Here is a 14,382-nt window from a genome sequence, read left to right on the forward strand (position 1 = left end):
TTAATAATTTAGAGGTAAAGCACTTCTTCTTCTGAGTTTGAGATCCTGAAGAATGGATGCTCTGACGCGTATGTCGAAGCTATAGCTTTTGTACATTCCGAAAGGCGTCCAGCCGAAGGACATATCCCAGCAATGCAAGTCACGGTTTATGCTAAACCGGGTTAAACTGATTTCTTTTGCCCGAAAGTCATAGCCCGAATTGAACACTACTTTCCATTTTGGCGTAACACTTAAATCGCCATTGAAGTTAAGCGTGTTTGTGATAGTAGACCGTAATCCATCGTTTGAATAATTAAAGCTGTAGGCAGCGCTGAAGTTCCATGGAACGGTAAAATCGACATAGTAGTTGGGATTGTTCAGGATATTGCGAATGTCCTGTTGCTGGGATGGCGTAATGTTGGGATCATCCTGACGCTTCCGCAGTTCTTCATTTCGTTCTCTCAGTGCGGAGGAATTGAAGCTAAAGTCGGTTGAAAGCGATAGAGATGACAATCTTGCGAGCTTCCCATCTTTAATCAGATATCTGTTGATCCTAACGGCCCTGCCGTTTTCATTCATAATCTGATAAGGGTCGAAACTACCGGAGAAGTTGATACCTATCTTTTGCTTAAAGAACGCTGTCCTTCCACCAAAAGTAATAGTCGACAGTTTCATAGAGTCGGCCGCAAAATTGTAATTTCCCGAGAACGTCAAACCTTGTATAATAGGTATTTTCTCGAACGCATTACTGGTGTCGCTTTTGGATTTAACTTTTGCTTCGATATTATTATCTATCGAGAAGCCAATAGCAGCACTCCTGCCTCGTCCGGCACTGCCATACATCGTCCCTTCAAAGCGGGAATAGCGGCTGACTCTCCTTACCGAATCATTCACCGCAAAGCCATTTGTAGCAATATCCCGATAAAAACCAAAGCGCGGATCACTAAAATCAGGCGTATAATTGAAGTTGACAGATGGCGTCATGACATGACGCAATGCTACCAAATTGCCTTTTTTGAACGTCTTCATACCGTATATCTTCGTAGAGAAGCCGCCATTAAGACTGTAGTTATAATTTCGTGCAAAGCCCGGAATGGTATCTGTTCTTACTGTAGAGTCGGCCACCAGGCCTTTCCTAACCGTTTGGAATGACCAGCGTTCAGAATAATTCACCCCGGTATTGAATTGCAAGAACTTAAGTACGTTCAGCGATAAACTGACCGGTATATTGTGCTGCATTCCGTTCTGGAACTTTTGCAAATTCTCTTTTTTGAACAGTCCTTCTTCCGGGCCGTTAAAAGTATTGGAACCCTCCAGCGTATAACCTACTGCAATTCGTTGAAACCATTTCTGCTCCCCAACCCGGTCTTTCTTATCGAACGGGTTAATCGTGGTCATGCTCAGGTTGAAAGAAGGAAGTGTCAGATTCACCGTTTTCGCACTTATATCCTGAGAATGCCTCAGTGCCGATGTAAAGTTAAAAAGACCGTCGAAGAAGGTACGACCGTATGCAACGCTGGAGGACATACTATTTCTGACGATCGAATTATAATCATAGGTCCCCGAGGCAGCGGTCCTTTGAAAATATGAGCTCGTTCCAAAGTTTACATTCGCACTCAGAGTAGTTCCCGGATTCGCCGATTGATCCTGTGAATGCGACCATTGAACATTGAATTGCTTTGTGGCGGTATTGCCAGCGGTTCCCTCAATGGCATTTGGGCTCTTAATCGATGAATAGCCAAAATTCATGCTTCCGCTGTACTTATAATTCACCTTGTATCTTGCAGCGGTATTGATATCATAGGATCCTTTGCTATATATCGTTCCCAGTATATCGGCATCCCAATAATCATTAATCCCCAGGTACCAGCCTATACCCTGCATATAGAAACCCCGGTTAGCATCTTCCCCAAAACTGGGAAAACGAAAGCCCGATGCACGTTTGTTCATCTTAGGAAAGAATCCGAAGGGCAGCCCTAAAGGAATGGGGATATGCTCAATTTCCAGATAAGCGGGTCCGCTGATCACTTGTTTGTCGGTTACGAGCCCTTTAGTAATGTGGATACCGAAGTGTGTATGTGGCTCGGGCAGGTTACAGGTACTGTAAATACCATGCTTCAACGACACCTCATTGTACTCGTTCTTTTTTGACTTCCGTGCCTGTATAAATCCGCCGTCCATCGAAGTGGCCGTACCAAACAGCGTCCCCTTTTTTGTTTCAAAGTTAAAGAACAGTGAGTCCGTTGTTACCGGATTATCTGCCCCCTGCTTAAATATCGGTCTTCCCCGGTACACGTTGTATTTGTCGTTTCTACCCCTTGCGAATAAGAGCTTATTCTTCTGATCGATACGGATATAATCAGCATCAAGCTCCAAATCTTCATAAGCTATACGTCCGTTCCCATATAAATAAATGATATTTCCGTCTATACTGAAGTTAATTGAATCCACCGCTGTGTATTGAATTTCCGAATTAAGACCTGTAGCAGACTTTTTAACAACAGAATCCGTTCTAACAGAGTCAGGTCTGACCGAATCAGTTAATGCTGAACGTGTTCCTGCTGTATCAGTTCTATTTGCTGGCGGACGATTTAATGCTGGTTGAGCGCTTAGTTTGAAACTAAACAGCAATAAAAAGAGAATGTGTATGTTTCTCACAAAAAGGCTTCTGACGAATTTTAAATCTGACAATGAATTGTACTTTTGCAAATATATTCTTACAACTCCAAAATTAATGAAAATATTACCATTGAAGAGATCGATTTACGCTGTACTCCTTTTGTTACTGGCATTTCCCCTTGTTTCATTCGACTATAACTCTAAAAATGCTTCTTATCGCATAAAGACAATAGTAATTGATGCAGGTCACGGTGGCAGAGACGGAGCCACAAGAGGCTTGTTCGCTAAAGAAAAAGACGTTGCCCTGCAGGTGGCCCTGCGACTGGGAAAAGCGATCTCCGAAAGCAACAGCGACATTAAGGTTGTATACACCCGGGAAGAGGATGTCTTTATTCCGCTGTACGAACGCATTGGTCTGGCGAACCGCATCAAAGCGGATATATTTATATCCATACATTGTAACTCAATGCCTTTTAATATGAAAAACCGTACGGCAACTAAAGGTGTGGAAACATTCGTATCGGGATTCAACCGATTAGGCGAACAGAATACGGCCATCCGGGAGAACGCCTCCATCCTACTCGAAAAAGACTATAAAGACAACTACGACGGCTACGATCCAAACGATCCTGAAAGTTTCATTATCTTTTCGCTGCTGAAAAACGCCTACCGCGAGCAAAGCATCCGCTTGGCTACATTGGTTCAGGACGAGTATAAAGCCACAGGGCGCGTAAACCGCGGCGTAAAGGAACAAAGCCTTGCGGTGCTTGCCAAAGCGGGTATGCCCGCCATATTAACGGAAATTGGTTTTATAAGTAATCCACAGGAAGAAGAGTACATGACCTCCGAAAATGGTCAAAACGAAATTGTATCTTGTTTGTTAAAAGCAATTCAGGCCTACAAGAAGCAGGTGGAACTTAATTAAACAGATATTACCGTATATTTATGAAGATTACTAACGAAACGAAGGTTGGAATCCTTGCGACAGTTGCTATAGCTGTCCTCGTCATTGGTTACAGCTTTCTGAAAGGGAACGACGTCTTTTCCAGCGAACAAGAGTTTTATGCTTCCTATGACAATGTTGAAGGTCTTGTCGTATCTAACCCGGTCTTCGTAAATGGATACCAAATCGGTCGTGTATCCAAGCTGTCGCTGGTAGAGTCAGGAAAAATCGTCGCGCAGCTAAAGATCAATCCCGACTATCAAATCCCTATCAATACCATAGCACGATTGGAGAGCACAAGTCTTCTTGGGGGAAAGGCGATCGTCTTTGACATTGGAAACAGCAAGCAGTATGCTCAAAATGGAGACACGCTCCAAGCAAACGTTCAGCAAAACCTGATGCAACAGGTAAAGCCGGTTCAGGAAAAAGCCGAAGCAATGGTTGGAAGACTTGATTCCATTCTCACATCTCTGAATAACACCATTAATCCGGAGTTTCAGCAAAACTTCAACAGGAGCTTTGCCAGTATTGCCAATATTCTGCGGACTCTGGAGGCTACAACTCAAAAAGTTGATGGCATGGTAGGCACCCAAAGCAACCGTCTGACGAGTATATTCGCTAATCTGGAATCTATCTCCGCCAACTTCAAGAACAACAATGCTAAGGTGACGGGAATAATGACGAACCTCGAAAGCATTACCGATCAGGTTGCCAGATCGAACTTTGAACAAACCATCAAAAATGCAGACAAGGCCGTTGCAGATCTGCAGCTTGCAATCAACAAGGTAAATAACGGCCAGGGCTCCATCGGCAAGCTGGTAAATGACGACAGCCTCTATAACAATCTGAATAATGCAGCCAAGAATCTCGATAATCTGATGATCGACCTGAAAGCACATCCCAAAAGATATGTCAGCTTCTCCGTATTCGGAGGTAAAAAGGATTAATGAAATAAAGAAGGTTACACTGCAAAGGTGTGACCTTCTAACGCTAATTTAGCATTAGCAAAAACGGTACGAGCCTCTTCCTGAAGAGGTTCTAGCTCACGGTAACGCGCGGAGAAATGCCCGAGTAATAACTGTTCCGCCCCTGCCTTCGCGGCAATCTGAGCCGCCTCAAGCGAAGTGGTATGAAAAGTCTCCGCCGCCCTTGTGGACATGTCATGCATAAAAGTTGCTTCATGATAAAGCGTGCTAACACCCTGAATCTGATCGATATACTTCCAGTTGCAAATGGTATCCGAGCAATAGGCATACGACCTCGGCGGATCGGCCTCCTGGGTCAACTCAGCAGCAGCATGAACTACCCCCTTTTTATCCGTAAAATCAATACCTCTCTTGATTAAGGGAATCATTTCTATAGGAATGCCCAACTCCTCAACTTTCTCTTTTATGATTTTAGGTAGTCGTTTCTTCTGATTAAATCGAAAGCCTGTACACGGAATACGGTGTTCGAGAGGGAAAGTCTCAATTCTGATGTCAGGGTTCTCGTAAATCAGCTCGTTCTTTTCCGCCTGCGTAGCATAAAACTCAAGGGGGTATCGGAGCTCCGTCTGTGAGTATTTAAACTGGATATCCAATATCTCCTTCAACTCTGGCGGACCAAAAACGTACATCGGTCGCGTACGTCCGTAAAGGTGCAGTGAAGACAAAAGGCCAACCAGACCGAGATAATGGTCGCCATGAAGATGGCTGATAAATATATGGTTCAACCGCTGTGCTTTGATGCCGTTCTTCAAAAGCTGTTGCTGCGTACCCTCACCACAGTCAATAAGAAACAGACGCTCATTTACGTTTAGCACCTGAGCACTCGGATTTCTATTAAATATGGGAGTGGCAGAGCTACTTCCCAGGATCGTTACCTCAAACTTCATTAGATTTTTACTCCTCGGATCTGTTTAAATCTCTCTCAATCTCTTCCATGAATAACAAATCGATGGCCTCTTCTACTGACTGTGTTATGCTTAGAACGTCCTGGAGCTGCGAAATTTGGATCAATCGCTCTACACTTTCACTCAATCCGGAAATGATAAAACTGCCGGCCGAATTTTTGCATAACCTGTGTCCGACAAGTAAACTACTTAGTCCGGAAGAATCTGAATACAGCACATGAGATAAATCCAGGATGATGTTTCTTATTCCCTCTGTATTGATCAGAATCATCTCCGATTTCAGCTTCGGCGAAATAAGAGAGTTCAGCTTCTTTTCTTCCAGTATAATAAGTACGTATTTCTCGTGCCTGTCTAATGTATATTTCATTACTTTATTGGTTAGAAATAGTGTGCTATCTGTATTAACTTAATCGCTTGAGGCTTTCCTCCACGTTGGTTCTGATCCGGTCATTTATTTCTGAAGATGCTGATTTGCGGAACGACTCGCCCGTGATGTGCTCGTACAGTTCAATGTAACGCTCCGAAATGGATTTGACAAGTTCAGGCGACATATAGGGAACCTCTTGCCCCTCTTTGCCCTGAAAGCCGTTCTCGATCAGCCACTGTCTTAAAAACTCTTTAGACAATTGCCTTTGCGGTTTCGACTCCCTTTGCAGCTGGGTATATGAATCCTCATAGAAATACCTGGACGAATCCGGGGTGTGTATCTCGTCTATCAAATAAATTTTCCCGTCTGCGGCTTTGCCGAACTCATACTTAGTATCCACAAGGATAAGACCCCTATCGGCGGCGATATCTGTTCCACGTTGAAAAAGCTCGCGTGTGTACTGTTCTAATTGCAGATAATCTTCCTCTGAAACAATTCCCTGATCAAGTATATCCTCACGGGAGATGTCTTCATCATGACCGACGGCCGCCTTCGTTGTTGGTGTTATAATTGGAGCTGGTAACTTATCATTCTCTTTTAAGCCCTCCGGAAGCGATACTCCGCAAACTGAGCGTCTGCCTGCTTGATATTCCCGCCAGGCATGACCTGCCAGATAACCCCGGATGACCATCTCCACCTTAAAAGGCTCACAAATTTTCCCTATCGTTACATTTGGATCCGGAATATCAACAACCCAGTTTGGTACAATATCCTGCGTGGCACTTAGAAACTTAGCTGCGATCTGATTCAACACTTGTCCTTTATAGGGTATCGCTTCGGGCAAAATCACATCGAAGGCAGAGATCCTGTCACTCACGATCATCACCAGATAATGGTCGCCGATGGTATAAACATCGCGAACCTTACCCTTGTAAAATTTGGTCTGCCCCGGAAAATTAAAGTGAGTTTCTTTGATAGCTGTCATCTAAATAATGGATCAAGTTAATCTTAATAATAGTCCAAAATTATCAAATAATGTCAGAAAAACCACTTTCTACGGAGATTATTGAATATCCCCGTATGCTTCCAAAATCCGTCTTACCAGTTTATGCCGTACCACATCTTCACCGGTTAGATAAATAATTTCAATGCCTTTTATATCCGTCAGGATCCGCAATGCGGTGTATAAGCCGGATTGTTGCTTCTTGGGAAGGTCTACCTGGGTAACATCTCCTGTTACGATAAATTTAGCGGTCGGCCCCATACGTGTAAGAAACATCTTAAGCTGCATATCTGTAGCATTTTGCGCTTCGTCCAGTATAACGAAACAGTTATCCAGCGTCCGCCCTCTCATAAAAGCCAGCGGGGCTATCTCGATGGTGCGGTTTTCCAGATAATGCTTAAGCTTTTCAGGCGGAATCATGTCGTCGAGCGCATCGTATAAAGGACGCAGATAGGGATCAATCTTCTCCTTCATATCTCCTGGCAGAAAACCCAGATTCTCTCCTGCCTCAACAGCAGGTCGGGTGAGGATAATGCGTTTAATCTCCTTGTTCTTCAGGGCACGTACGGCGAGCGCTACGGCAGTGTAAGTCTTTCCGGTACCTGCAGGGCCGATTGCAAAAAGAATATCATTCTTACTGATACTCTCCACCATGCGCCGCTGATTGGCAGTACGCGCCTTAACAACGATGCCGTTGGGACCGAAAACAATGGGTTCGGATCCGTTTCCAGACTTATCCGATTGAGACGATGAGGCCTCCGCATTTGACGTTAATTTAGCACCCAGCAGACCCTCCAAATCATTCGGACTTAGGTTATCGAATTTTTCTACATGATCGTATACTTTTTGAAAGCGTGCTTGAAATGAAACAAGTTCAGCTTCGTCGCCGAGCACTTTCAATTCTGAACCCCGCGCAACCATCTTGACCTTAGGAAATTGCTTCTTTATAAGTTCTAAATAGTCATTGTTAGGGCCCCAAAGTACCAATGGGTTTATATTCTCGAGATCTATCTTTAATTCGTTCAAGTTGTCCTTTTTTTAAGTTTCTGGTATGTATGTGCGATTAAAATTCAATATTTGCACACTTGCGTAGTATCACAAGAATAACAATAAATATTTACATTTTTAAATGGCTGTAATTACTTTAACAACCGACCTCGGCGACAAAGATTTTTACCAGGCTGCTCTGAAAGGAAGCATCCTCAGTCTCCTGCCAAATGTAAATATCGTTGACATTACTCACAGTATTGCAGCATTTAACATTCCGCAGGCGGCTTTCGTTTTAAAAAACTCATTTCATTATTTCCCGAAAGGCACCGTACATCTGGTAGGTATAGACTGCGTGTACAGTCGGGATACGCATTACCTCGCTATCAAGTACCGCGACCATTATTTCGTAGGTTCAGATAACGGGATTTTTTCCCTGATGTTCGAAGAAGACCCTACCGAAATTGTCGAGATCAATATCATCCAGGACCTTAAATTCCTGCACTTTCCGCTGACCGACATATTTGCCAAGGCCTGTTGCATGATTGCTTCCGGAGTACCACTGAATGAGATTGGTGTGCCGGTGGAGCAACTACGGCAAAAGGTAAATCTAAGTCCGGTTATCGACAAAGACATCATCCGTGGAAGCGTCATCTATATCGACTCATTTCAGAATGTCATTACCAACATCTCGAAAGATCTTTTCACTAAAATCCAGGGGAACAGAAACTTCAGCCTGAACTTCAAGAGGGGCGAGACGATCAGCCACCTCAGCTGGCACTACAACGAAGTGCCCGAAGGAGAAAAGCTTTGCCTGTTTGGCATAAGCAACCACCTCGAGATTGCCATAAACAAAGGAAACGCCAGCAAATTGCTGGGCCTCTACCTTAATGACATCGTCACTGTAGCGTTCCACCCCTAGCCGGAGCAGGCTTATAGCGGGTAATATGACGTCTAAGTGATCCTTTTGTAGGTCATTTTTTTAATAATAGTGTATTTTTGCATGCTTTTTTGGCATTATAACTAAATTCAATGGCTCGAAATAGATTTAATAGTGGCACAAGCCCTGAACAGGAACTGAATAAAGCCAAGATTAATAAACAAACCATTAAAACAGCTTCCGGCCTGCTCTCTTACTTAAGACCATACCGTTGGAAATTCGTATTAGGATTGGTATTTCTCCTTTTATCCAGCCTAACGGGTCTTGCATTTCCGGCCTTACTTGGAGCGATGATCGATGTCGCTAAAGGTGAATCTCCCAGATGGTTCATCCCTGACAGCATAAATGCGATAGGGGTCGTTTCTTTTGTCATATTATTCTTTCAATCATTTGTGTCGTTCTTCAGGATTCGCCTGTTTGTGGAAGTTGCAGAAAAGACAATCGCGGATATACGACGAAACACCTACTTCAAGCTCATCACTTTGCCGATGGACTTCTTTGCAAGCAGAAGGGTCGGAGAATTGAACAGCCGATTGTCTGCCGACCTATCACAAATACAAGACACCATTACTACTACCCTTGCCGAGATGGTACGTCAGATCATCTTGCTGGTTGGCGGGATCACCTTCCTGATCATCGTGTCTCCGAAACTGACCTTATTCAATCTCGCCATCCTGCCGGTCCTGGTACTTTCGGCAGTGCTCTTCGGTAAAAAGATTAGAAAAATATCCAGACAAGCCCAGGACCGCCTGGCAGACAGCAATATCGTCGTTGAAGAAACGCTCCACGGAATAAGCTCCGTAAAAGCATTTGCGAATGAGGCCTATGAAGCAAACCGCTACGACAAGAGCCTGAGAGAAGTGGTTAAGATCGCACTTAAGGGAGCCACTTTAAGAGGCGGATTTGCCTCTTTCATTATCTTTTGTTTATTTGGGGCTATCGTTGCCGTGATATGGTTTGGTTCCCTGCTGGTTGCTGATGGGAGCATTACCATCGGAAGCCTCACGACCTATATCATCTACTCCATGTTTGTGGGTGCTGCCATGGGTACTTTCCCTGAATTGTACGCCAACGTACAGAAAGCCTTGGGAGCAACGGAACGAATCATTGAAATCTTAAACGAAAACAACGAGCCGGTATCCATCAACGCTGCGGATAACGTGAGCAAGTCCCTGCTGAAGGGAAATCTGACCTTTAAAAAGGTGCGCTTCTCCTACACATCCCGAAAAGAAATAACGGTTTTACACGACGTTTCATTTGAAGCGAAGGCCGGACAACGTATTGCACTTGTTGGACCAAGCGGCGCCGGAAAATCTACCATAGCATCCTTGATTCTTCGTTTTTACGAACCTACCGAAGGAGAGATCCTTTTTGATGGAAAGCCTTCGAACCTGTACCCACTTACTGATATCCGTAACCAGATTGCGATCGTGCCGCAGGACGTTCTGCTCTTTGGAGGATCTATCCGCGAAAACATCGCCTATGGAAAGCTAACGGCTTCTCAGGACGAGATCATCGCGGCAGCTAAGCAGGCCAATGCTCATAATTTCATTATGGCGCTGCCCGAAGGCTATGAGACATTGGTTGGCGAACGTGGAATCAAATTGTCGGGCGGACAGAGGCAACGAATTGCCATCGCGCGGGCGCTGCTTAAAGACCCGGCTATCCTAATTCTGGACGAAGCTACCTCTTCCCTCGATTCTGAATCTGAACGCCTTGTTCAGGAAGCGCTGGAAGTGCTGATGAAGAACCGTACTTCCATCATCATCGCACACCGCTTATCAACGGTACGAGAAGCAGATTCCATACTGGTGCTGGAAAAAGGAAGCGTTGTAGAAAGCGGTTCTCATACGGAGTTGTTAAAAAATGAAAACGGCCTTTACAAATACCTGAGCAACCTTCAGTTTGAAGCTTAGCATCATTCTCTTTTTATTTTTACCATAACCGGCACAGCCGGTACCATATAACCTACGATGAAATTAACAATTTGGGGTGCTGCTAAACAGGTTACCGGAAGCATGCATTTGCTGGAGGTTGGCCAATACAAAATACTCATAGATTGTGGCCTCGATTATGAAAAGACTACCCGGCAGGAGGAAAACGAAATTTTTCCGTTTAAGCCTGCAGAGATCGATGTGGTAGTCTTGACGCATGCCCATATTGACCATTCGGGAAATCTGCCCACTTTATTACGCATGGGCTTTGAGGGGCAAATTTTATGCACTGCCCCGACAGCCGACCTGGCCGAGTTACTGCTCCTTGATTCGGTAAACCTCTTCATGGGAAAAATGCGAAAGAAGGGTCGTCGCTCACGGGCGGGTTCAGGCCCACGCCCGCTTTACCTCCAAAAGCACGTCATGGAGACAGCCGGGCAGTTCGTCACGATCAACTTCAATAAGCCTTTCAGGTTAAACGGTGACATCGAGCTCCAACTTGTTCCGGCCGGACATTTACTGGGCGCTGCATCCGCCGTGTTTAAAATCAATGAAAACGGAGTGATTAAGACCATCGCTTTTTCGGGCGATATCGGCAGAAAAGATTACCCCGTCATCGTGAATCCTCAGCCGCTTCCGCAAGTCGACTACCTCGTCTGTGAATCGACCTACGGCGGCCGCTATCACAGCAGAGAGGAGACCATCGAAGCGACGCTGATCCGGACGATTGAAGAAACGTGTATCAAGACGCCAGGAAGACTGATCATTCCTGCGTTTAGCATTGGCCGTACACAAGCTCTGGTCTACTCCCTCAATAAGATCTTTTCTACCGGCAAGCTGCCGCCTGTCAAGATCTTTGTTGACAGCCCGCTGGCAAACTATGCTACAGAAGTTTATCGCAAGCACCACGCCTATCTCAACGAAGAAGCAAAGTCTTTCTATAACCATAACGGCGACGAATTCGAGTTTGACAACCTGCATTATGTGCAGAACATGAAAGAAAGCAAATCGCTGTCAAACTACCTGGAGCCTTGCATCATCGTCTCTTCGGCGGGCATGCTTGAGGGTGGCAGGATCCAGGACCACCTGTACCACAATTTACAAAACTATTATTGCACCATACTGTTCGTTGGATACAGTGCGAAAGGCACTTTAGGCCACCGATTATTGAGAGGTGACCAGTTTGTACATCTCCGCGACCGCGAGTTGGCCGTCTATGCCAAAATTACCCGGACGGATACGCTTAGCGGACATGCGGACCATGACGATCTGGTCAGTTTGGTAACTTCACAGGACAAGAGGCAATTGAAGTCGGTCTTCCTTGTACATGGGGAACCAGAGAGCATGCGCACTTTGGAAGCAGACTTGACAACCAAGGGGTATTCTGTAACGGTCCCGGAAAAGGGCGAGACATTCATACTATAATTTAAATCAAGACTATATGAAGTTTGACAGCATAATTTTTGACATGGACGGAACCCTATGGGATCCAACGGAACTTTACCTGCAAGCGTGGAACAGCGGACTAAAGACATCTGGCGTCGATAAGGTTTTAACCGCTGAAGACCTCAAACCCATGATGGGCGTTAACGGAAAAACCGTACTTGAAACACTTCTTCCCGAGCAGAACGCCGAGGGCCGGCAGCGGATTGCAGACGCGGTTAACGCACGCAGGCGGGAGCTCATCACATCGGGTGGAGGAACGATGTACCCGGGTGTAAAAGAAGGAATCAAAAAGCTTTCTGAAAAATACAAGCTTTTCATTGTCAGCAACTGTCCCAAAGGCATCATCACCTTGTTCATGAACCGCGCCGGAATCACAGATTATATTGTCGATGAGATGGCTTACGGATTCAACCTGAAGCCCAAAAACCACAACATCAAATTGCTCATCAAGAAGCATCATCTGCAAAGCCCGATTTATGTCGGCGACACCGATATTGACCGGGTTGAAAGCGAGCAGGCAGGCGTCCCATTCGCCTTTGTCTCTTACGGATTTGCCGTTGCAGAAAAATACGATCTCAGCTTCGATAATTTCGACAGTCTTGTGAGGCACTTTTCCTAAAAAATCGGAAAAACTCTATATCTTCGGCGCGCTAAACATAGCTTAACCTAGTCCATTATGAACTCTATTAAAATTCCAAGGCGTTCTTTCCTTAAGGGTACTGCAATCGCCGGTGTGGCTGCTTTGACCCTCCCTGAGATAGCGTTGGCCTCCGCCCCTAACGTGAAGCAAAAGAAGACCCTGTTGAAGAACAATTCTGTTATCCTTTTCCAGGGCGATTCGATAACCGACGCAGGAAGAAATAAGAACGAAACCAAACCTAATCATGCCGGAGCAATGGGATCTGGATATGCATTTCTAGCGTCAGCAAACTTAATGGCATCTTACCCCGAAAAATCTTTGAAGATCTACAACAGAGGTATCAGCGGAAACAAGGTCTACCAGCTTGCCGATAGATGGGAACGCGACACAATCGAAATCCAGCCCGATGTGCTCAGTATCCTAATTGGTGTAAACGACTTCTGGCACATGATGAATGGAACTTACAAAGGCACGCTGGAAACCTACAGGAATGACTACAGAAATTTGCTGACTCTCACAAAAGAAAAACTACCGAATGTGCAGCTCATCATCGGCGAACCTTTTGCACTCAAGGGGACTTCTGTTAAGCCAGATTGGTTTCCTTTGTTTCATGACTACCGGGCCGCAGCAAGGGAAATCGCTAACGAATTTAACGCGACCTTCATCCCTTTTCAACAAATATTCGATAAAGCCCTTGAGCTTGCTCCCGTGTCATACTGGGCGCCGGACGGGGTGCATCCATCCATAGCAGGGGCACAGTTGATGGCCGGCAGCGTCTTGCAGGCATTTCGCAAGTAGCTTATTGATCAAGGCTCGTATCGTTGTAAATACTTTTATTCGCGTCATCGACCGTTATAAAAGTATACGTATCCAGAATATTTTCAAATTCATCGTCATCATCCCATAATGGGATGATGGGCTTTTGATGATTGATCGTTATAAAGGCATTCATTGCCGCAATCCGTTCTTTCTCGATACAAGGTATGCCCGCATTACTAATACCTGCCTGAACGGCCGTTTCTGTTTCGTGGCATATAAAGAATAGTTGTTTCATAGCTCTTTCAGCATCTTATAACCACTAAGCCAAAAATTAGTTTGTCATGAAAAGTGGATTGATGACTGACGATTTGCTTTCCTAAATTACGGTCTCCGCAAACAATAGCAAAGGTTTAGCGTTATGTCTAGTATGATTAATGACAACATTTATACCACTTACTTATTTAAAGACCGCAATACTAACCAGTTAATTCAACAATTGGTTGTTAGAAACACGGTGAAGAGATATGAAAGTGTTCTTCGTACGATACAACAGCTCACTGAAAAATATTCTTTATCCGCTCAGGATATTGTTGTAGAAAATTAACATTACTAAAAAGGGGCGGCGATCATGGAATAAATGATCAGCCTCTTATCCCTATCTGAAAACCGACATTGCCCACCTCTTCCATCGGTCGTTATTTCTTGCCTTTATAGCCGTCTTGTTTCTCACCTTCGTTTTCAGAACCAGGTATCAACCTGTTAACTTCATAGTAAATATTAAGCTTAAACTTCTTTTATATCAAAGCGTGTTTAGGGTGATATAAAGCCGTGATAAGTCCGACTTTCAGCAGTTAAAGTCGGACTTATCACGGCA

Annotated in this window: 13 protein-coding genes; 7 read left to right on the plus strand and 6 right to left on the minus strand. The window is 44.7% G+C overall.

The features are described 5' to 3' along the window. A complete protein-coding gene (locus tag B0I27_RS11625) occupies positions 1-2,637 on the minus strand; it encodes a putative LPS assembly protein LptD (protein WP_245925497.1) in 2,637 nt (878 codons plus the stop codon). Positions 2,638-2,713: 76 nt separating this feature from the next. Between B0I27_RS11625 and B0I27_RS11630 the strand changes: the two genes are divergently transcribed. After that, the gene (locus B0I27_RS11630) at positions 2,714-3,523 is read left to right on the plus strand and encodes an N-acetylmuramoyl-L-alanine amidase family protein (protein ID WP_106293478.1); all 810 of its coding nucleotides are present in this window, start codon (positions 2,714-2,716) and stop codon (positions 3,521-3,523) included. Between the two features lie 20 nt (positions 3,524-3,543). Then, on the plus strand, positions 3,544-4,488 hold the full coding sequence (locus tag B0I27_RS11635) for an MlaD family protein (protein WP_106293480.1): 945 nt from the start codon (positions 3,544-3,546) through the stop codon (positions 4,486-4,488). Between the two features lie 14 nt (positions 4,489-4,502). On the opposite strand, the gene B0I27_RS11640 is transcribed toward B0I27_RS11635, so the two are convergent. The 4 genes from B0I27_RS11640 to B0I27_RS11655 all read right to left on the minus strand — a co-directional run bounded on the left by B0I27_RS11640 (position 4,503) and on the right by B0I27_RS11655 (position 7,828). Further along, the gene (locus tag B0I27_RS11640) at positions 4,503-5,414 is read right to left on the minus strand and encodes a ribonuclease Z (RefSeq protein ID WP_106293482.1); all 912 of its coding nucleotides are present in this window, start codon (positions 5,412-5,414) and stop codon (positions 4,503-4,505) included. 7 nt (positions 5,415-5,421) lie between these two features. Beyond that, on the minus strand, positions 5,422-5,799 hold the full coding sequence (locus B0I27_RS11645) for an anti-sigma factor antagonist (protein ID WP_106293484.1): 378 nt from the start codon (positions 5,797-5,799) through the stop codon (positions 5,422-5,424). Positions 5,800-5,833: 34 nt separating this feature from the next. Further along, complete coding sequence (locus tag B0I27_RS11650; protein ID WP_106293486.1) at positions 5,834-6,784, minus strand: phosphoribosylaminoimidazolesuccinocarboxamide synthase; 951 nt, start codon at positions 6,782-6,784, stop codon at positions 5,834-5,836. A 78-nt stretch (positions 6,785-6,862) separates the two neighbouring features. Then, entirely contained in the window at positions 6,863-7,828 is a 966-nt protein-coding gene (locus B0I27_RS11655; protein ID WP_106293488.1) for a PhoH family protein, read from the minus strand. Between the two features lie 103 nt (positions 7,829-7,931). On the opposite strand from B0I27_RS11655, the gene B0I27_RS11660 reads away from it, so the two are divergent. The 5 genes from B0I27_RS11660 (at position 7,932) to B0I27_RS11680 (ending at position 13,547) form a co-directional block, all read left to right on the plus strand. Further along, positions 7,932-8,711, plus strand: a complete 780-nt coding sequence (locus B0I27_RS11660) for an SAM hydrolase/SAM-dependent halogenase family protein (protein WP_106293490.1) — start codon at positions 7,932-7,934, stop codon at positions 8,709-8,711. A 110-nt stretch (positions 8,712-8,821) separates the two neighbouring features. Continuing rightward, complete coding sequence (locus B0I27_RS11665) at positions 8,822-10,645, plus strand: ABC transporter ATP-binding protein (protein ID WP_106293492.1); 1,824 nt, start codon at positions 8,822-8,824, stop codon at positions 10,643-10,645. A 57-nt stretch (positions 10,646-10,702) separates the two neighbouring features. Next, positions 10,703-12,088: an MBL fold metallo-hydrolase RNA specificity domain-containing protein gene (locus B0I27_RS11670; RefSeq protein WP_106293494.1), complete on the plus strand. Its 1,386-nt coding sequence runs from the start codon at positions 10,703-10,705 to the stop codon at positions 12,086-12,088. Positions 12,089-12,104: 16 nt separating this feature from the next. Beyond that, positions 12,105-12,728 carry an HAD family hydrolase gene (locus B0I27_RS11675; RefSeq protein WP_106293496.1) on the plus strand — a complete coding sequence of 208 codons (624 nt, stop codon included), beginning with the start codon at positions 12,105-12,107 and terminating at the stop codon, positions 12,726-12,728. 57 nt (positions 12,729-12,785) lie between these two features. After that, a complete protein-coding gene (locus tag B0I27_RS11680; RefSeq protein WP_106293498.1) occupies positions 12,786-13,547 on the plus strand; it encodes an SGNH/GDSL hydrolase family protein in 762 nt (253 codons plus the stop codon). Between the two features lies 1 nt (position 13,548). Here the strand turns inward: B0I27_RS11680 and B0I27_RS11685 are convergent, their stop codons facing one another. After that, positions 13,549-13,803, minus strand: coding sequence for a hypothetical protein (locus tag B0I27_RS11685; RefSeq protein WP_106293500.1), 255 nt, complete (start codon positions 13,801-13,803; stop codon positions 13,549-13,551). Positions 13,804-14,382: the final 579 nt, after the last annotated feature.

Origin of the sequence: Arcticibacter pallidicorallinus, from assembly GCF_003002875.1 — a bacterium.
Classification (GTDB): domain Bacteria; phylum Bacteroidota; class Bacteroidia; order Sphingobacteriales; family Sphingobacteriaceae; genus Arcticibacter; species Arcticibacter pallidicorallinus.